Here is a 20,418-nt window from a genome sequence, read left to right as displayed (position 1 = left end):
AGTGTTTTGATGAGTCAAATTATTCTGGTAACAGGAGGAGCTAGGTCAGGAAAGAGTAATTTTGCAGAAAAATTATGTTTAGATAGGAATAATAACACAGCTTACATAGCGACATCTATTCCATTTGATGATGAGATGAAAGATAGAGTAAGGAAGCATCAAGAGAGTAGACCTAAAAGTTGGAAGACATATGAAATATATGAAGACATATATTCTATAATTAAAAATATATATGAAGAACATGAAACTGTTATACTAGACTGTGTAACACTATTAGTAAATAATTTAATGTTTTCACATAATTTAAACATAGAAGAATCTACTCAAGAAGAAATAAATAAATTGGAAGAGTACATAAAAGAACAAATTAGTAAACTTATTAAAGAAATAGAAAAAACAAATCTATATTTTGTATTTGTGACAAATGAATTAGGTATGGGAATTGTTCCTGGAAATAAACTTAGTAGAATATATACTGATATTGTAGGTCGTATAAATCAATATATAGCATCAAAAAGCAATGAAGTTTATTTTGTAGTTAGTGGCATACCTATGAAAATAAAGGAGTAGTATGTGACTATGAAAAGATTTATTTTGATACTACAGTTTTTGACAAGAATACCTATAAAATTAGATGTAGGGTTTGATGATGAATTTTACAAATCTATAGTATATTTTCCGCTTGTAGGTCTTGTTATTGGTATATTAACTTACTTAATAGGATGGGTTTCTATACTTTTGTTTCAGCCATTTATATGTGCGATTATAATAACACTTGCTGGTGTTTTGATTACTGGAGGGCTTCATATAGATGGATTAGGGGATACATTTGATGCAATATACAGTTATAGAGATAAAGAGAAAATGCTTGAAATAATGAAAGATTCTCGATTAGGTACAAATTCGCTTTTAGCAATTATGTTTGTACTTTTATTAAAGATTGGATTTGTATATAGTATTATAAGTAATAATTCACTATGGGTTATAATATTCATGCCAATGATTGCAAGGTTAGGAGTAATGTTATTGACATATAAAACAGTAACACCAAGAGCAAAAGGAATGGGGAATTTATTTATAGGAAAATTGACTACAAGTATGTTAATAACAGCTATAATATACACATTATTGATAGTTAGTATTATTGCTAAATTAATATTTTTAGTGCCTAATATAGTATTGATTAAAGTATTATGTTCAGCTATAGTAGTTTTTATATTTATAATATTGTTTAAAAATCATATTTACAAAAAAATTGATGGAGTAACAGGAGATATATTGGGTTGTGGAATAGAACTTTCAGAACTTGTATATTTGATTTATATATATTTGTTAATTTTTATGTTTATTTAAAACTAAAAAGTGGTGATAATGTGATAAGATTAATATTAATAAGACATGCTTTGACAACTGATAATGAAAAAGGAAGATTATCAGGTCATATAAATAGTTATATTAGTGAAGAAGGTAAATTACAAATAAATAAAATTACAAAATATATGAGTAGTGAAAGTATAGATAAGATTTACACAACTCCATCTTCACGTACTAAAGATACAATAGAGAAAATATCAAAGCTGAAATCAATAGAAATAGAAGAAAGAGAAAATCTAAGAGAAATTAGCTTTGGAGACTTTGAAGGAATAACTTTTGAAGAGATAAAAGTTAAATATCCAAAAGAATTTGAAAAAATGATAGAAGAAGGTAGCAATTATAGATACCCAAATGGGGAAAGCTTGATAGATTCATATGAAAGAATAGCAAAAGAGATTGACAATATAATTTTAGAAAATGATGATTATTTAAATAGAAAAACAATACTTATATGTTCTCATGCAGGTACAATAAGAAATATAATAACATATTTGATTTCTGGTGGTTATAAATATCATTGGAACTTTAAAATTGATAATGCATCTATTACAATTTTGGAAGTTGATAATGGATTTACTGTAATAAATAAAATGAATTTTACTGAATTTATATAATTCAATATAAATTAAATATTAAATATTAAACGATATGTGCTTATAAAATTACTAACAAAAATAGAATACTAGATTAAAATTAGGTTCTCAATGAGATGTAAAAAGGGAAAAAGGTTAGATGCCTTTGCAGCCCCCGCTACTGTGAAACCAACGAAACTATAAATACCACTGTCAATTTGATGGGAAGGTTATGGAAGTAGGATGAAGTTAAGCCAGGATACCTGCCTAATTTAATTTAAAACATGAGGTCTTCGGGGTGAAAGATTTTTAATTAATATATATAAAAGTCCTAGCTTTAGAAGCACTAGGACTTTTTTTAGTTTATTTATAGGTAAAATTTAACTTTAAGGAGGGGAGAAAGTGGGTAAAAAAGTAATGCTACAGGGAACTGCATCAAATGTAGGTAAGAGTATTTTATCAGCAGGATTGTGTAGAATATTTAAACAAGATGGTTATACTGTTGCTCCTTTTAAGTCACAAAATATGGCTTTAAATTCTTTTATAACTAAAGAAGGATTAGAAATGGGAAGAGCACAAGTATTTCAAGCAGAAGCTGCAAAAATAGAGCCGATAGCAGATATGAATCCAGTTTTATTAAAACCTTCTGGAAATCATAAAAGTCAAGTGATTGTAAGAGGAAAAGTTGTAGGAGAGATGCCTTCATCTGAATATCATGATTATAAGCTAGAATTGGTAGATGTATTAAAAGAAACCTTTAATAATTTAAGTTCAATGTATGACATTGTGGTTATGGAAGGTGCAGGGAGTACTGCGGAGATAAATTTAAAAGATAGAGATATATCCAATATGGGTATGGCAAAAATAGCAGATGCACCAGTAATAATAGTTGGGGATATTGATAGAGGAGGAGTATTTGCATCATTAGCAGGTACAATGCTTTTATTAGATGATGATGAGAGAAAAAGAGTCAAAGGAGTAATAATCAATAAATTTAGAGGAAAAAAGGAACTCCTACAAGATGGTTTAAAGATGCTTGAAGATATTATAAAAGTACCTGTTTTAGGTGTGGTTCCTTATATGGATATAAAAATAGAAGATGAAGATAGTGTAACAACTAGATTTAAGAAAAAAATGGATAAAAATGATATACATATAGAAATAATTAGAACTCCACATATGTCAAATTTTACAGATTTTAATATATTTGAAACACAAGAAGATGTAAGCCTTAGATATGTAGACTATGGAGAAGCTATAGGAAATCCAGATATATTGATAATACCTGGAACTAAAAGTACTATAGATGATTTAAAGTACATAAGAGAAAGTGGTCTTGAGTCACAAATTAAAAACTTACATAGTCAGGGTAAATTGATATTTGGAATATGTGGTGGGTATCAAATGTTAGGTAAAAAATTAAAAGACCCTTATCATGTTGAAAGTGAAATTGAAGAATTAGATGGAATTGGTCTTTTAGATACAGAAACAATATTTGAAGAGGAAAAGACTACAACTCAAGTAGAAGCTACCATTATTGAATGTGCTGGTGAATATATGAACGACCTTAAAGGTAAGAAAGTAAAAGGTTATGAAATACATATGGGAATTACAAATCGTAGTAATAAAGTAAGTAGTTTAGATTTGATAACAAAAAAACTAGATAAAGAAGTCAATTATACTGAAGGAAGTGTAAATAAAGAAGGTAATGTAATTGGTACTTATCTTCATGGAATATTTGATGAAATAGATTTTACAAGAGCAATTTTAAATAATATAAGGAAGAAAAAGGGATTAAAAGTATTAGAAAGTACTGTAAGTTCTTTTGATGAGTTTAAAGATAAAGAGTATGATAAATTGGCAGATTTCTTAAGAGAACATTTAGACATAGAGAAGATATATGAAATTATGAAATAAGAATGACTTTATATTTATACTTTAGGTAGGAGGTGTATTATGAAAAAGATTTTGATTGCAGGTACTAGCAGTGGAGTTGGGAAAACTACAATATCATTAGGAATAATGCAGGCTTTAGTTAAGAGAAATATGAAAGTACAGCCGTATAAAGTAGGGCCAGACTATATAGACCCTTCATATCACACATTTATAACTGGAAGACATTCTAGAAATCTGGATTCTTATATGTTAGATGATGAAAAGATAAAGTATATAGTAAATAAATCTTCAAAGGATGCAGATATTTCAGTAGTAGAAGGAGTTATGGGATTATATGATGGTTTTGGGATAGATTTAGATAACTGCACAAGTTCACATACTTCTAAGGTATTAAAAGCTCCAGTTATACTAGTTATAAATGGAAAATCTATGGCAGCATCTAGTGCAGCTATGGTACTAGGATATAGGGAACTAGATAAAGATGTGGATATAAAAGGTGTTATAGTAAATAATGTAAAAACTAAGAGCCATTATCAAATAATTAAGAGCTCTATAGAGAAATATTGTAATATCGAAGTGTTGGGATATTTTCCTCCAAATAATAAATTTTCATTGGAATCTAGACATCTAGGTCTAATTCCTAGTGTGGAGATGAAATCTTTAAGAGAAAAGTTTTATACTTTAGCTGATGAGATTGAAAACTACATAGATATTGATAGAATAATCGAAATCTCAGAAAGTGATGAATTTGAGAGTAGTTTTGATTTTCAAAATTTAATAGAAAATAATAAGATAAAAGAACAGATTAAGGATAAATCAATAGCCATAGCATATGATAAGGCATTCAATTTTTATTATAGGGAAAACATAGAACTTTTAGAGGAACTTGGATTAGAAGTAAACTATTTTAGTCCTCTTGAAGATACATCAGTACCAAATTCAGATTATATTTATATTGGAGGAGGTTTTCCAGAGATATTTGGGAAAGAACTAGAAGCAAATGAATCAATGAGAGCCTCTATATTAGAAGCACATAATAATAATATTCCTATTTATGCAGAATGTGGTGGATTAATGTACTTAGGTGAGAAGTTACTTAATCAAGAAGAACAAGAATTTAATATGGTTGGTATATTTAATGGAACTAGTAAGATGACAGCTTCTCTAAAGAGGTTTGGATATTGCCTTGGTGTAGCTAAAGAAAATACAATTTTATCTAAAGCAGGAGAAATTATTAAAGGGCATGAGTTTCATCATTCAATATTTGAAAGTGATGAAAAATGTGCATATTCAATGAAAAAAGAAAGAGATGGAAATTTAATAGAAGAATGGGATGGAGGTTATAGCAAAGGAAATACACTGGCAACATACCTTCACACACATTTTTATAATAATTTAAACTGCATAGAAAATTTTTTGGAAAAGGGAAATGAGTAAATGAATATTTTATCTATTTATATAGGGTATATAACAGATTTAATTGTAGGAGACCCATATTCTTTTCCTCATCCAGTAAGATTTATTGGAAAACTTATAAATTTTATCCAAGGAATAATAAGAAAGGTCTCTAAAAATGGAAAGCAGTTAAAAATTGGTGGATTTATATTATGGTTTGTAACTGTTGGAATAACCTACTTAGTAACCTATGTTATAGTGAAGCTATGTAGTTTTAATGTATTATTAAGTATCATAGTAAATGGGTTCATAATTTATACGACGTTAGCAACAAAGTGTTTAAAAGATGAAGCTATAAAAATTTATAATGTATTAAAGACTGGAGACATAGAGAAATCCAGAATGCAGCTATCTTATATAGTGGGTAGAGATACAACTAATTTAAGTGAACCTGAAATAATAAGAGCAACTGTAGAAACTGTGGCAGAAAATACTGTAGATGGTATAATTGCACCTATGCTTTATGCATTTATTGGAGGAGCACCACTTGCTATGGCGTATAAAGCTATAAACACCCTTGACTCAACTGTTGGATATAAGAATGAAAAATACAAAGATATTGGCTTTGCTTCTGCTAAAATTGATGATATAGCTAATTATATACCAGCAAGAATATCTGTTATTCTTATGACTATAGGGAGTTTTTTTCTTGGTTATAACTATAAGAGTTGTTTTAAAATTTCTATTAGAGATAGAAAAAATCATAAAAGTCCAAATTGTGCTTTTTCAGAAGGTGCAATATCAGGAGCCTTAGGAATTCAACTAGGAGGAACCAATGTTTATTCTGGGCAAAAAGTATATAAGCCAACAATAGGAGATAAAATTAGAGTGATAGATAGAGAAGATATAATTAAAACAAATAAAATTATGTATGCCTCTTCATTGACTTCTATATTAGCATTTACGCTGATATCTGTGGCATGTAGGATGATTTTTATTAACTTAATTATATAACTTAATTGTGTACTAATTTAAGGGGGATGTAGATGAAGGATTTGGGGCATGGTGCTAATGTAGACGAAATGGCAAAATTGTATGGGAAAGACCCAAAAGAAATAATAGATTTTAGTTCAAATATAAATCCAAAGGTTTTGCCAAATTTAGAAAAATATATTTTAAGAGGGTTAGATGAATGTAGGAATTATCCAGATATAAATTATACAAACTTGAGAAAAAATATCTCAAAATATATAAATATAAATCCAAACTTTATAATACCTGGAAATGGAGCAACAGAGATAATTTATTTGCTTATGAAGAGTATTAAAAAAAGATTGGCTATAATAAACCCCACTTTTTCAGAGTATAGAAGAAGTGCCAAATTAAATAATATAGATATTATAGATTTAGAATTAGATTCAAATAATAATTTTAAACTTGATATAGATACAGTAAAAAATAAAATTGAAAAATTTGATAGTTTATTTATATGTAATCCTAATAATCCTAGTGGGAATGTTCAAGATTTAAAGGAACTTGTTTGTTTACTAAATGAAAACAATAAGATGCTAATAATTGATGAAACTTTTATGGAATTTGTTGAAAATGAAAATGAATATAGTTTAGTTAAATATATAGAGTCAAATAAAAATATATTTATAATTAAGGCTGTGACTAAATTTTTTGGAATGCCTGGTTTAAGATTAGGATATGGTCTTACAAGTAATAGCAAGATTATGGATAAAATTTATGAGTATAAAGAACCCTGGACTATAAATTCTTTTGCTGATATGCTATCCAATTTTATTTTTGAAGATAAAGATTATATTAGAAATAGTAAAGAGTTCTACATAAAAGAAAGAAAATACATGTTACAAGAGTTAAAAGATATAAGAAACATAAAAGTTTATGATACAGATGCTAATTTTATCCTAATAAAACTTTATAAGAAGATAGCTGATGAGTTAAAAAAAGATTTGTTTAAGCGTGGAAATATATTGGTTAGAGATGCGTCTAACTTTATAGGATTGGATGACAGTTTTATAAGGATAGCTATAAAATCTCATGAAGATAATAAAATTCTTATAGAAAATATAAAAAATTTATTAGGAGATTAAAATGAAATCTTATGGAATATGCCCAGCATCATGTGGAGAGTTTGTTCAAGGGATAATAGATGATGAAGAATATCTATGTTCATATGCTATAAATATGTATTCTAAGGTATGTATTGAAGAGAAATTAAAAGATATAAATTTAGGTGGATATAAATCAAGAATAGCTATAGAAAAGGTATTTGAAAAATTTAATTTGCCTAAAAAAGATACCAAAAACATTTCTTTAAATATAAACAGTAAAATACCTGTTGGAAAAGGAATGGCAAGTTCGACAGCTGATATAGGAGCTACTATAAAAGCAACATTATCGTTGATAGATAAAGATTTAAACAGTGAAGAAATATCGAAATTGGCAGCAGAAATAGAACCAACAGACTCTATATTTATAAATAAAAATAGTATATTTAATCCTCTAAATGGCACTGTTATAAAATACTTAGGAAATATAACTAATGCAAAAGTTATAATTCTTGAACCTAATAAAGTATTAGATACGATGAAAATTAGAATGAGGAAAGATTATAGTAAGTTAAAAATCGAAAATAAGGAAACTATAAAAAAGTCATTTGCTCTTTTAGAAGAAGGTCTGAAGAAAGATGATTTATCCTTAGTTGGAGAGGCTTGTACATTAAGTAGTTTAGCAAATGAAAATATAGAAAAAAAAGAATACTTAAATGAAATAATAAAAATATCCAAGCTATATGGAGCCTATGGAGTAAATATTGCCCATAGTGGTACAGTAATAGGTATTTTAATTGATAAGCTTATGAATGATAAGAAATTAATAGATGTATTATATGAGTCTAATATAAATTCTGTTTATAATAAAATCTATACCTTGGATATAATAGATGGTGGAATTAAGGGGGAAGTAGAATGGAATACATAAAGAATCCTATGAAAATAGAAGAGAGAAGTTTTGAATTAATACAAGGAATAATAGATGAAATCAGACCAGATTATAAATTTAAAGATGAGATTGAAGAAAAAATAATAAAAAGAGCTATACATACTACTGCTGATTTTGATTACTTGGATATATTAAAAATATCAGAAAAGGCAGTTGATAGTATAATAAATGCACTAAAAAATAATGCAAGTATTTATACAGATACAAATATGGCTCTTAGTGGAATAAATAAAAAGAAGCTGGAAGCATTGGGATGCAAATATAAATGTTTGGTAGCAGATGATGAAACTGCAAAAGTGGCTAAAGAAAAAGGTATTACCCGTTCCATGGCAGCTGTAGAAATTGCAGCAAAAGAAGAAGGAAGAAAGATATTTGTACTTGGGAATGCACCAACAGCTTTATATAAAGTCATGGAAATGAAATCAGAAGGAAAATTGGATGTAGATGCAGTTATAGGAGTTCCAGTAGGTTTTGTAGGAGCACAAGAGTCAAAAGATGAAGTTGAAAAGACAGATATACCATATATAATTTCTAAAGGTAGAAAAGGTGGTAGTAATTTAGCAGCAGCAATAGTAAATGCTATCTTATATGCCATGTAGGTATCTATATGGAAGAATATGTATATATAGATGGGAAAAAGTATCGTAGAGGATATACTACAGGTTCTTGTGCTACAGGTGCATCTAAGGCTGCTGTATATATGATGATTACAAAAAATAAAATTGATACTATAAACATAGATACTCCTAAGGGAATACCGCTATCATTAAATGTTGATAATGTAAATATTTCTGATGACTTTGTAGAATGTTCTGTAAAAAAAGATGGTGGAGATGATATAGATGCAACACATACTATGGATATCTATGCAAGAGCTGAAATTATATCTAAAACTGATGATAGCAATAATTATCTTACCTTAGAAAATATTGATAACATAAATATTAGTGAAGAGTGTCAAAGTGAACTCTATAAATTTATTAGGGTCTATGGTGGAACTGGTATTGGAGTAGTAACTAAAAAAGGATTAAGTGTAGGTGTTGGTAAACCTGCTATAAATCCAACTCCAATAAGGATGATAAATCAAGAAATAATAAAGCTTATAGAAAGTGATTATGAATCTATGTTTGGGTATGATAAAGTTTTAAAAATAACAATCTTTGCTCCACAAGGAGAAGAAATCGCAAAAAAAACATTTAATCCAAGGTTAGGAATAGTTGGAGGAATATCTATAATAGGTACAACTGGGATAGTTGAGCCTATGAGCGATGAGGGATGGAAAAAATCTTTATCTATAGAGCTCCAAATGAAAAAAGAACAAGGTTTAGACAAAATAATATTAGTTCCAGGAAATCATGGAGAACAATTTATAAGAGAGAAACTGAACTTAGATATTAAGTATGTAGTAAGAACCAGTAATTTTATAGGTTATATGATTAAAGAGGCTCAAAGAATAGGATATAAAAAAATATTGATGGCTGGGCATATAGGTAAATTTATAAAAGTATCAGCTGGAATTTTTAATACTCATAGTAAAGTAGCTGATGCTAGAAGTGAGATATTAGTGGCAAATCTAGCTTTAATGGGAGCTACACATGAATTTTTACATAAAATAAATCAGTGTTTAACGGCTGAAGAAGCTGTAGAGTTAATAAATAATAGCGAATATAAACAGGTTTATAATATATTGAGTAATAAATGTAGAGATAGAGTAAAGCAGTATTTAAATGAAGATGTAGATGATATTGATGTAGAAGTAATAATTTTTTCAATGGATAAGTCTTTGTTAGGAAAATCAGATAATACAGATGCTTTAGTGGAGGTTTTTATATGATAAATATAATAGGTTTAGGGCCTGGTAACTTAGACTATATAACAAAAAAAGGTGAAAATTTAATTTCTACTTCAGATGTATTAATTGGTGGCAGAAGGAATTTAGAATCTGTAAAAAACTTTGAAGGAGAAAAAATAATATTAGATTCTAATTTAAGAGAAATTGTAGAGTATATAAATAACAATAGTGAAAAGCAAATATCAATAATAGCTTCAGGTGACCCATTGATATATGGTATAGGTAAATATTTATCTAAAAATATTGATAATAAGATGTTAAATATGGTTTCTGGAATTAGTTCTTTACAATATATATTTTCAAGGATATATGTTGATATGAATGATTTATATATTACCAGTAGTCATGGTAAAATACCAGATTTCGATTATATACTATCACATAAAAAAGTATGTATGGTTACAGATTCTAAGATAGGGCCAAAGCAAATAAGTAAAGAAATAATAGATAGAAATTTAAATAAAATTATTGTTGTAGGTGAGAATTTATCATACAACAATGAAAAAATAACAATAGCAAAGCCAGAAGAAATAATAAGAATGGACAATTTCGGAATGAATGTTGTGGTGATTTTAGATGAAGAATAGTGAATTTATAACAGGTAAGGTTCCAATTACTAAAGAAGAAGTTAGAGCAATATCAATAAGCAAACTAAATTTAGTAAATGCTAAGAATTTCATAGATATAGGTGCTGGTACAGGAAGTGTAAGCATTGAAGCTGCATATAACTATCCCAATTTAAATGTTATATCTATAGAGAAAAATGATGATGCTGTAGAGCTTATAGAAAAAAATATAAAAAAGTTCAATTTAAAAAATATAGAAGTAATAAAAGGCTATGCACCGATAAACATAAACTTAAATACTAAAGTTGATTCTATTTTTCTTGGGGGTACTGGAAATAACTTAGAAGAAATAATAGCATGGTCTAAAAAAACTTTAATTACAAGAGGAAGACTTGTAGCTAATTTTATAATCATAGAAACATTTAACCAAACTCTAAAGTTACTTAGAAAATATGGGTTTAAAGAAATAGATGTATGTGTTTTAAATGTTTCTAAACTAGAGAAACTGGGAAAAGGTGAATATTTTAAACCACTAAATCCTATATATATAATATCTTGTGAAAAAGGGGAAAATGATGATGAATAAAGTACATTTTGTAGGAGCAGGACCTGGAGACAAAGAACTAATAACTTTGAAAGGGTATAAACTATTAAGTAATGCAGATGTAGTAATATATGCAGGGTCACTTGTCAATCCTGAGCTTTTAGAATATTGTAAAGAAGATTGTCAAATACATAATAGTGCACATATGGATTTACAAGAAATAATAGATGTTATGAGAGATGGTATAGAAAATAACAAGTCTGTTGTGAGATTACAAACAGGAGATTTTTCTATATATGGTTCAATTAGAGAACAAGTGGAAGATTTAAATAAATTGAATATAGACTATGATTGTACACCAGGAGTGAGTTCTTTTTTAGGAGCAGCTTCATCTCTAGGAGTGGAATATACAGTTCCTGAAATTTCTCAAAGTGTCATTATAACGAGAATGGAAGGAAGGACTCCAGTTCCTGAAAAGGAATCAATACAATCTTATGCTAAGCATCAGACATCTATGGTAATATTTTTATCTGTTCAAGAGATTGAGAAGGTTGTATCTAAATTATTAGAAGGCGGTTATCCAAAGGACACACCTATAGCAGTTATATATAAAGCTACGTGGGCGGATGAAAAAATAGTTAAAGGAACTTTAAATGATATAGCTGTAAAAGTTAAAGAAAATAACATAAATAAAACGGCTTTAATAATGGTAGGTAGATTTTTAGGAGAAGAATATAATAATTCAAAGTTATATGATAAGGATTTTAAACATGAGTATAGAGGGTAATATCGCTATAATTTGTATTACTGAAAACGGAAAAAATTTAGCTAGAAAGATAGAATCTTTAGTAGACAATTGTATTGTATATCAAATAAAAAATAAAAAAGGTACTTTATCTATTAGTCAGGAAGATTCTGTGCAAATAATACAAAAAAAACTAAGTGATTTTGTAGGAGAGGTATTTAATAAATTTGAGTACATAATATTTATAATGGCGACAGGGATAGTTGTACGGAGTATAGCACCATATATAAGAAGTAAGTTTAGTGACCCTGCAATTCTAGTGATAGACGAGAAAGGACAAAATGTAATAAGTTTATTGAGTGGACATGTTGGAGGAGCAAATAGTTTAACACATTATATAAGTAGTCTTATCAATGCGAATCCAGTAATAACAACAGCTACTGATGTAAACCAAAAAGCTTCTTTAGATATGATAGCAAAAAAATTAAATGCTTATATTGATAACTTTAGAGAAAATGTAAAAGAAGTAAATTCTATGTTAGTAAATGGCAAATGTGTTGGTTTGTATGTTGAGGAAGGCTATCAAGTTGACACTAGAGGATTTAAGCTTATAAAAAGTAGTAAAGAATTAAAAGATAGTTGTTTAAATAAAGATATAGAAAGAATAGTTATAGTAAGCAACAAGATAAATTTTACTAAAGATATTGAAAGTTTAGAGATAGATAATTTAGAGATGGATAATAACTTTACGCATAATTATTACAGAGAAAAAATAATAAAAGTGATTCCAAAAGATATAGTTATAGGGATTGGGTGTAGAAAATACACAGATAGTAAGTTGATGTTTGATTCTTTACTAGAATTTTTTGAGGAACAAAATATAGATATTAAAGCTGTGAAAATAATTGGAAGTATAGAACTAAAAAAAGATGAAAATGCAATCATTGATTTAGCAAAAAAACTAAAAGTGCCATTTAAGACATTTTCAAGGGATGAAATATCCAAGGTTGATGATATGTTTGATAAATCTGATTTTGTGAAAAAAAATGTAGGTGTATATTCAGTAGCAGAACCTGTAGCATATCTTTTAAGTAAAGGGAACTTAATAGTTGAAAAACATAAATGTAAAGGAATAACTTTTTCAGTAGGGAGAATAAAAATATGATATATGTTGTAGGAATTGGACCAGGCAGTAAAGATACAATGACTTTGGAGGCGATAAAAGCAATAGAGGACTCTGAGGCTATTGTTGGATATAAGACTTATATAAATTTAATAGAAGAATTTATAAGTGATAAAGAAGTAATTCAAAATGGTATGAGACAAGAAGTTGATAGATGTAAACAAGCAGTAGAGGAAGCAAAAAAAGGGAAAAAAGTAGCAGTTATAAGTAGTGGAGATGCTGGTATATACGGAATGGCAGGACTTATTTTAGAATTAATATCTAAGGAAAGTGAAGATATAAAAGTTAAAGTAATTCCAGGTGTTACTGCTAGTATTGGTGCAGCGGCTATACTTGGAGCGCCTATTATGCATGATTTCTGCCATATAAGTTTAAGTGATTTAATGACTCCATGGGAAGTAATTGAAAAAAGATTAAAGTTAGCTGCAGAAGCTGATTTTGTAATATGTCTATATAATCCAAGAAGTAAGGGAAGAAGTGAACATCTAAGTAAAGCATTTAAAATAATGGGAGAGTTTAAAGATGGAAATACACCTGTTGGAGTCGTCAAAGATGTAGGTAGAGAAAAAGAAACTAAGTTTATATGTACTTTTGAGAATATAGATTTTGAAAAAGTTGATATGACTACTATGGTTATAATCGGAAATAAATCTACTTATATTGATGGTGAACTGATGATAACTCCAAGAGGTTATACAGTATGATTTTGATTTTAGGAGGAACTTCAGATAGTTTAGCTATATGTGATAGGATAAATGAATTGGAAAATCAGCCCTATGTACTTTCAGTAACTACAGAATATGGAAAAGAACTTGCACAAAAACATGCAAATAATATAGTTTTAGGTAAGCTTGGAAAAGAAGAAATGCTAAGGTTTATAAAGGATAATCATATAGTTAGGATAATAGATGCTACTCATCCTTATGCAGTCGAAGTATCTAAAAATGCTATTACTTGTGCAAAGTTATCAAACATAGAATATATAAGATTTGAAAGAAAATCTTTAATAGAAGAAATAAATTATGACAATAAGTTTATAGTAAATACAATTGAAGAAGCTTGTAAAATTGCAAATAAAATAGGAAAAAATATATTTATAGGAACAGGAAGTAAAAATTTAAACAGATTTGTAGAAGAAATAAGTAATAAAAATTTAGTGGTTAGAGTTCTTCCAACAAGTGAAGTTATCTTAAGTTGTGAAAAATTAGGTTTAAATGCAGACAATATAATAGCAATGAAGGGTCCGTTTAGCCAGTGTATAAACGAAGAAACATATAAACATTATGATGTAGATTTAGTTATAACAAAAGAAAGTGGGGTAGCAGGAGGTTTTTTAGAAAAAGTAAATGCATGTAAAAATCTCAATATACCAGTAGTAATTATTAAACGAGAATCGATTAACTATGAAAATGTAATTAATGACATAAATAAAATTAAAGACGTAATTGTGTGATTTTTAGGAGGAGAAGATATGAAGAAAGCCTTATTAGTAGTAAGTTTTGGGACAAGCTATCATGAAACAAGAGAAAAGACAATAGATGCATGTGAAAATAAAATAAAAAATTCATTAAAAAATTATGATTTTTTTAGAGCTTATACATCAAACATGATAATAAACAAAATAAAGAAAAGAGATGGCATAGAAATAGACAACCCTATACAAGCTTTAGATAAAATATATGAGCAAGGGTATGAAGAAGTAATAATTCAAACGCTTCATATTATATGTGGAGAAGAATTTAATAAGCTAAAAGAACAAGTAGAAAGCTATTCTTCTAAATTTAAAAAACTTGTATTAGGTAGACCTTTACTTACTCACATAGAGGACTATCAAGAATCAGTAGAGGCAATTAAACATCAAATTCCTCATATGGAAAGTGATGAAGCAGTAGTATTTATGGGACATGGAACAGTTCATGAGTCTCATTCAGCATACCCAGCCTTAGAATATATGCTTAGAGATAATGGAGTAAATGCTTATGTTGGTACAGTTGAAGGTTATCCAGAAATAGAACATGTAATGAGAAGATTAAAAGAAGGAAATATAAAAACTATAAATTTAATGCCATTTATGTTAGTTGCAGGTGACCATGCTATAAATGATATGGCAGGAGATGAAGAGGATTCTTGGAAGACAATACTTGAAGATAATGGATTTAATGTGAAAATTCATTTAAAAGGGCTAGGAGAAAATCCTTATATACAAGATAAATTTGTTCGTCATGCTCTTAAATGTGCAGAAACTGCTAAGTTTTATGGTATAGGAACAGGACCAGGAGATAGCTCTTTACTTACAATAAAAGCAGTTAATACTCTAAAAAAACTAGATATTTTATACACTCCAGAGTCAAAAAGGGGTGGAGAAAGTTTGGCATTATCAATAGTTAATGAATATTTACCAGAATCATTAGAGATAAAATCTAGACATTTCCCAATGAGTTTTGACGGAAATGAAAAAGAACTAGCTTGGGACAATGTAGCAGAGGAAATTATCTTAGATGTTAATAATGGAAAAAATGTAGGATTTGTAACACTGGGTGACCCTATGCTTTATAGTACATATGTGTATATAATGAACAGAATAGTAGATGAGATAGAAGTAGAAACTATACCAGGAATTTCTTCATTTTCGAATATAGCATCTAATCAAAATTTTCCATTGGTTATGGATAGAGAAGCATTAGTAGTAGTTCCTTGTACTATGGAAGATGATAAGATAGAGAATGCTCTACAAAATTATAATTCCATAGTGTTAATGAAAGTGTATAAGAATTTTAAAGAAATAATAAAAAAATTAGAAAAATATAATCTGATAGAACATGCTATTTTAGTTAGTAATTCGTCTCAAGATAGTGAAACTGTATTTAAGGATTTAAGAGAAGCACACCTTGAAGATAAGATATCTTATTTTTCTACAATACTAGTAAATAAAGATAACAAAATAAAATAGACGAATGTAATACTTAAAGGAGATTTAATATGAATATTGTGGTTGGAACTAGGGGTAGTAATCTAGCACTTATACAAACTGAATGGGTAATAAATGAGCTAAAAAAGAAATATCCTCATATTAATTTTGAAATCAAAATTATAAAAACAAAAGGAGATATAATTCAAAATGTTTCCTTAGATAAGATAGGCGATAAAGGATTATTTGTAAAAGAAATAGAGCAACAATTATTGGATGGACAGATAGATATAGCCGTACATAGTATGAAAGATATGCCATCTTATTTAGCAGATGGACTAAAATTTGCTCATACACCTAAAAGAGAAGACCCAAGAGATGTGTTAATACTTAGAGATGAATATAAAAGCTTAGATGATTTACCTCATGGAGCAGTAATCGGAACAGGGAGTAAAAGAAGAAAGTTTCAATTATTAAAGCAAAGACCTGATTTAAACATAGTTCAAGTTAGAGGGAATGTAGAGACTAGAATACGAAAAATCAAAGATGAAAATCTACATGGAATAGTATTAGCTGCATCAGGAATAATAAGAGCTAATTTACAAGATAAAATAAGTTCTTATTTACCTGTTGATGTTGTTATTCCAGCACCTGCTCAAGGGGCTTTAGCTATAGAGATAAGAAGTAATGATAGTGATGTTGAGGAAATAGTGAACTCGCTAAAAGATAATGATACAGAAATCCAAATATTAGCTGAAAGAGGATTTTTAGATGGTGTGAATGGAAGTTGTCATATCCCAATGGCGGCTTATTGTGAAATAAATCAAGATAAAATACATCTTACTGGTTTATATGGTGATTCAGATGGAAATAAAATAGTAATTAAGTCCATAGAAGGAGATATTTCTTCTCCTAGAGAGTTAGGTTTAAAGTTAGCTAAACTTGTATTGAAGGAGTATGAAAATTATGAAGGGTAAGGTTTACTTAGTAGGTGCAGGACCAGGTGATTATAAACTCATGACTATAAAAGGTTTAGAGTGTATAAGAAAATCAGATGTAATAGTATATGATAGATTAGCAAATAGTAGTTACTTAAGAGAAGCTAAACCAGATTGTGAATTTATATATGTAGGAAAGGCATCAAGCAATCATATTTTACCACAAGAGGATATAAATAGAGTTATATCAGAAAAAGCTAAAGAAGGAAAACTTGTGACTCGTTTGAAAGGTGGAGACCCTTATGTATTTGGTAGAGGTGGAGAGGAAGCAGAGACTCTAGTGGATGAAGGTATAGAGTTTGAAGTAGTTCCAGGGATAACTTCTGCAATAGGAGGCTTATGCTATGCGGGTATTCCTATAACACACAGAGACCATGCTTCATCATTTCATGTAATAACAGGTCATTTGAAAGGTGATGATAGTGGAGAATTAAATTGGAATGCTCTTGCAAACAATAAAGGTACTCTTGTGTTTTTGATGGGGATTTCTAACTTGAAGAAAATAAGTGAAAACTTGATGAAAGAGGGAAAAAGCAAAGATACACCAGTTGCTCTTATAAGTTGGGCAACTAGGTATAATCAAAGGGTTGTTACATCTACACTTGAAAATGTATATGAAGTTGCTATCAAAGAAGAAGTAAAACCACCAACTCTTATAGTAGTTGGAAGTGTTGTAGGACTTAGAGAAAAACTGAATTTCTTTGAAGGTAAACCTTTATTTGGAAAAAGTATAGCTGTAACTAGGTCTAGAAATCAAAATAGTGTATTAGTTGAAAAGATAATGGATTTAGGTGGGAATCCAATAGAGATACCTACTATTAAGATAGAAAAAATACAAGATAATACTAAATTGGAAAATGAAATAAAAAATATAAGTGAATATAAATATCTAGTTCTAACCAGTAAAAATGCAGTAGAAATATTTTTTGAGAAGATTTATGAAATGAATTTTGATTCAAGAATATTGTCTAATCTAAAGATATGTGCTATAGGCTCAGCTACATCAAGTGAATTGAAAAAAAGAGGAATTATAGCAGATATAGTACCAAAAAAATTTGTAGCAGAATCATTATATGAAGAGCTAGCACCAATTTTAAATGACAATGATAAGATACTCATACCTAGAGCAGAAAATGCTAGAGACTATTTAGTTGATAAACTTAAAGATATTTGTGAAGTAACAGAAATACATACATATAGAACAGTGATAGATGAAGATAAAAGAAATGAGATATTAGATATTTTAAATTCTAATGAGATAGATTATATAACATTTACAAGTTCATCAACAGTAAATAATCTTATTGAGATTATAGGAAAAGAAAATATTAAAATCTTAGATAAAATAAAAGTATTGTCTATAGGGCCTATAACTACAGAGACAATAAATAATTTAGGAATAAATTTATATAAAGAGGCTACAACATCTACAATAAATGGATTAGTAGATTTAATTATAGAAAATTAATTTTGGAGGATTGAGATGTTAAGAAGACCAAGAAGACTAAGAGCAAGTAAAGCAATAAGAAATTTGGTGAGAGAAACTAAAGTAAATGTGGAAGATTTAATATACCCTCTATTTGTAGTAGAAGGTGAGAATGTAAAAGAAGAAATTAAATCTTTACCAGATGTTTATCACTTATCAATAGACATGTTGGAAGAAGAAATAAAAGAAATAAGAGATTTGGGAATTGAACATATAATGTTATTTGGTGTACCAGATGAAAAAGACGAATGTGCATCACAAGCGTTTAATGAGAATGGAATAGTACAAAAAGCGATTAGAAAGATAAAGGAAATAGATTCAAATATAAATGTAATAACAGATGTCTGTATGTGTCAGTACACAAGTCATGGGCATTGTGGAATTTTAACAGATACTGGTTATGTTGATAATGATAAATCATTAGAATATTTAGCTAAGATATCTGTAAGTCATGCTAAAGCAGGAGCAGATATGGTTGCTCCATCTGACATGATGGATGGAAGAATACACGCAATAAGAGAAGCTTTAGATGAAAATGGTCTGGAAAATATCGGTATAATGGCTTACAGTGTTAAATACGCTTCAAATTTTTATGGGCCTTTTAGAGAAGCAGCTCATTCAGCACCATCATTTGGAGATAGAAAGACATACCAGATGGACCCTGCAAATAGCAATGAAGCTATGATAGAAACGGAACTTGATATATTAGAAGGTGCAGATATACTTATGGTTAAACCTGCATTATCATATTTAGATGTCATAAGAAGAGTTAAAGATAATTTTGATTTGCCTTTAGCTGCTTATAATGTAAGTGGAGAATACTCTATGCTTAAGTTAGCTGTTAAAGAAGGATTATTAAATGAAGATGTAATTCTTGAAGCAATCACATCTATAAAGAGAGCAGGAGCAGATATAATAATAACTTACTTTGCTAAAGATATTGCTAAATTATTAAGAAAATAAGCTATTAAAATATAAAGTATTATGAAAAGTATAGAAATTGTAATTTGTTATTTTAAACTATTTTATCTACAAGTCTAGTACTCTATAGTCCTAGTAAATGAAAATATGAGTGACCTTACAATTTCTATATTTGTTTATGTATTTAATAAAAATTTTGGAGGGTAAAAATGCTATATCCTATTAACTTAAAATTAGATGACTTAGATGTAGTCATAATAGGAGGAGGAGAGGTTGCATATAGAAAATGCAAAAACTTTCTAGATTTTAATAAGAGTGTTACTGTAGTTTCTAAACATATTTTAAATAAGTTTTATGATTTAGAAGGGAACATAAATATAATAAAAGACAATTATAAAGAAGAATATATAGAAAGTAGTTCTGTGATAATTGCTGCTACAGATAATAGGGCGTTGAATTTAGAAATAGGATTATATTGCAGAGAAAATAAAAAACTAGTAAATGTTGTTGATAATGTAAAAATATCAAATTTCACCATTCCATCCTATGTAAAAAGAGGTGATTTACTTATAAGTGTATCCACAGGGGGAAAAAGTCCATCTTTGTCTTCAAAAATAAAAAAGGAGCTTGAAGAAAAATATACTGAGGATTATGAGGAATATTTGAATGTGTTAGGTGAGATTAGAAAAGAAGTTATAAAAAAATATCAAGATAAGAATAAAAGAAAAAGTATACTTAATATGTTGATAGCACTTGATTTAGATGAATTAAAAAAGTTTAATGTATAAAGTTTTTTGAAAAAAATATTAAAAAGCTGTTGACGAATTATTTTTAAGGTGATATAGTATTACTTGTCCTTAAGAAAAGGGCAAACATGAAAAATGAACTTTGAAAATTAAACAGTAGGTTAATTTATAAAACAAGAAACAAACCATAAAGCCAGATATTTTG

The 20,418-nt window shown here is 28.5% G+C and carries 21 protein-coding genes and 1 riboswitch; all 21 genes read left to right on the top strand.

Annotated elements, in window-relative coordinates; translation table 11 throughout:
* Window positions 1-9: 9 nt before the first annotated feature.
* The 21 genes from cobU (at window position 10) to KGF46_RS14790 (ending at window position 20,255) form a co-directional block, all read left to right on the top strand.
* Window positions 10-570, top strand: coding sequence for a bifunctional adenosylcobinamide kinase/adenosylcobinamide-phosphate guanylyltransferase (gene cobU / locus KGF46_RS14890; RefSeq protein WP_227829063.1), 561 nt, complete (start codon window positions 10-12; stop codon window positions 568-570).
* Between the two features lie 9 nt (window positions 571-579).
* Window positions 580-1,353, top strand: a complete 774-nt coding sequence (gene cobS / locus KGF46_RS14885) for an adenosylcobinamide-GDP ribazoletransferase (protein ID WP_227829062.1) — start codon at window positions 580-582, stop codon at window positions 1,351-1,353.
* Window positions 1,354-1,373: 20 nt separating this feature from the next.
* On the top strand, window positions 1,374-1,988 hold the full coding sequence (locus tag KGF46_RS14880) for a histidine phosphatase family protein (protein WP_227829061.1): 615 nt from the start codon (window positions 1,374-1,376) through the stop codon (window positions 1,986-1,988).
* A 64-nt stretch (window positions 1,989-2,052) separates the two neighbouring features.
* Window positions 2,053-2,232, top strand: a riboswitch (cobalamin riboswitch).
* A gap of 116 nt (window positions 2,233-2,348) precedes the next feature.
* Window positions 2,349-3,863, top strand: coding sequence for a cobyric acid synthase (locus KGF46_RS14875; RefSeq protein ID WP_227829060.1), 1,515 nt, complete (start codon window positions 2,349-2,351; stop codon window positions 3,861-3,863).
* Between the two features lie 39 nt (window positions 3,864-3,902).
* Window positions 3,903-5,279, top strand: a complete 1,377-nt coding sequence (locus KGF46_RS14870) for a cobyrinate a,c-diamide synthase (RefSeq protein WP_227829059.1) — start codon at window positions 3,903-3,905, stop codon at window positions 5,277-5,279.
* Window positions 5,280-6,251, top strand: a complete 972-nt coding sequence (gene cbiB / locus KGF46_RS14865; protein ID WP_227829058.1) for an adenosylcobinamide-phosphate synthase CbiB — start codon at window positions 5,280-5,282, stop codon at window positions 6,249-6,251.
* Window positions 6,252-6,283: 32 nt separating this feature from the next.
* Window positions 6,284-7,354: an aminotransferase class I/II-fold pyridoxal phosphate-dependent enzyme gene (locus KGF46_RS14860; protein WP_227829057.1), complete on the top strand. Its 1,071-nt coding sequence runs from the start codon at window positions 6,284-6,286 to the stop codon at window positions 7,352-7,354.
* Window position 7,355: 1 nt separating this feature from the next.
* The gene (locus KGF46_RS14855) at window positions 7,356-8,243 is read left to right on the top strand and encodes a cobalamin biosynthesis protein (protein WP_227829056.1); all 888 of its coding nucleotides are present in this window, start codon (window positions 7,356-7,358) and stop codon (window positions 8,241-8,243) included.
* Window positions 8,231-8,863, top strand: coding sequence for a cobalt-precorrin-8 methylmutase (locus KGF46_RS14850; RefSeq protein ID WP_227829055.1), 633 nt, complete (start codon window positions 8,231-8,233; stop codon window positions 8,861-8,863). The genes KGF46_RS14855 and KGF46_RS14850 overlap by 13 nt, the downstream gene beginning before the upstream one ends.
* 8 nt (window positions 8,864-8,871) lie before the next feature.
* Window positions 8,872-10,098: a cobalt-precorrin-5B (C(1))-methyltransferase CbiD gene (gene cbiD, locus KGF46_RS14845; protein ID WP_227829054.1), complete on the top strand. Its 1,227-nt coding sequence runs from the start codon at window positions 8,872-8,874 to the stop codon at window positions 10,096-10,098.
* The gene (locus KGF46_RS14840; RefSeq protein WP_227829053.1) at window positions 10,095-10,703 is read left to right on the top strand and encodes a cobalt-precorrin-7 (C(5))-methyltransferase; all 609 of its coding nucleotides are present in this window, start codon (window positions 10,095-10,097) and stop codon (window positions 10,701-10,703) included. The genes cbiD and KGF46_RS14840 overlap by 4 nt, the downstream gene beginning before the upstream one ends.
* Window positions 10,693-11,268 (top strand): decarboxylating cobalt-precorrin-6B (C(15))-methyltransferase, encoded by a 576-nt coding sequence (locus tag KGF46_RS14835; RefSeq protein ID WP_227829052.1) that lies wholly within the window; start codon window positions 10,693-10,695, stop codon window positions 11,266-11,268. The genes KGF46_RS14840 and KGF46_RS14835 overlap by 11 nt, the downstream gene beginning before the upstream one ends.
* The gene (locus KGF46_RS14830) at window positions 11,261-12,013 is read left to right on the top strand and encodes a cobalt-precorrin-4 methyltransferase (RefSeq protein ID WP_227436149.1); all 753 of its coding nucleotides are present in this window, start codon (window positions 11,261-11,263) and stop codon (window positions 12,011-12,013) included. Before KGF46_RS14835 ends, KGF46_RS14830 begins: the two co-directional genes overlap by 8 nt.
* Window positions 11,997-13,136: a cobalt-precorrin 5A hydrolase gene (gene cbiG, locus KGF46_RS14825; protein ID WP_227862144.1), complete on the top strand. Its 1,140-nt coding sequence runs from the start codon at window positions 11,997-11,999 to the stop codon at window positions 13,134-13,136. Before KGF46_RS14830 ends, cbiG begins: the two co-directional genes overlap by 17 nt.
* Window positions 13,133-13,858, top strand: coding sequence for a precorrin-3B C(17)-methyltransferase (gene cobJ, locus KGF46_RS14820; RefSeq protein WP_227850614.1), 726 nt, complete (start codon window positions 13,133-13,135; stop codon window positions 13,856-13,858). Before cbiG ends, cobJ begins: the two co-directional genes overlap by 4 nt.
* Window positions 13,855-14,607 carry a precorrin-6A reductase gene (gene cobK / locus KGF46_RS14815; protein WP_227840575.1) on the top strand — a complete coding sequence of 251 codons (753 nt, stop codon included), beginning with the start codon at window positions 13,855-13,857 and terminating at the stop codon, window positions 14,605-14,607. Before cobJ ends, cobK begins: the two co-directional genes overlap by 4 nt.
* An 18-nt stretch (window positions 14,608-14,625) precedes the next feature.
* Window positions 14,626-16,104 carry a cobalt-factor II C(20)-methyltransferase gene (locus KGF46_RS14810; protein ID WP_227850613.1) on the top strand — a complete coding sequence of 493 codons (1,479 nt, stop codon included), beginning with the start codon at window positions 14,626-14,628 and terminating at the stop codon, window positions 16,102-16,104.
* A 29-nt stretch (window positions 16,105-16,133) separates the two neighbouring features.
* The gene (hemC, locus tag KGF46_RS14805) at window positions 16,134-17,039 is read left to right on the top strand and encodes a hydroxymethylbilane synthase (RefSeq protein WP_227829047.1); all 906 of its coding nucleotides are present in this window, start codon (window positions 16,134-16,136) and stop codon (window positions 17,037-17,039) included.
* The gene (gene cobA / locus KGF46_RS14800; RefSeq protein ID WP_227829046.1) at window positions 17,029-18,528 is read left to right on the top strand and encodes a uroporphyrinogen-III C-methyltransferase; all 1,500 of its coding nucleotides are present in this window, start codon (window positions 17,029-17,031) and stop codon (window positions 18,526-18,528) included. The genes hemC and cobA overlap by 11 nt, the downstream gene beginning before the upstream one ends.
* Before the next feature lie 15 nt (window positions 18,529-18,543).
* Entirely contained in the window at window positions 18,544-19,509 is a 966-nt protein-coding gene (hemB, locus tag KGF46_RS14795) for a porphobilinogen synthase (RefSeq protein WP_227850612.1), read from the top strand.
* 167 nt (window positions 19,510-19,676) lie between these two features.
* The gene (locus KGF46_RS14790) at window positions 19,677-20,255 is read left to right on the top strand and encodes a bifunctional precorrin-2 dehydrogenase/sirohydrochlorin ferrochelatase (protein ID WP_227829044.1); all 579 of its coding nucleotides are present in this window, start codon (window positions 19,677-19,679) and stop codon (window positions 20,253-20,255) included.
* Window positions 20,256-20,418 lie beyond the last annotated feature (163 nt).

Source organism: Clostridioides sp. ZZV14-6153 (genome assembly GCF_020657855.1).
In the GTDB taxonomy this organism is placed as follows: Bacteria; Bacillota; Clostridia; order Peptostreptococcales; family Peptostreptococcaceae; genus Clostridioides.
This window is presented reverse-complemented; position numbering and strand designations above follow the sequence as displayed.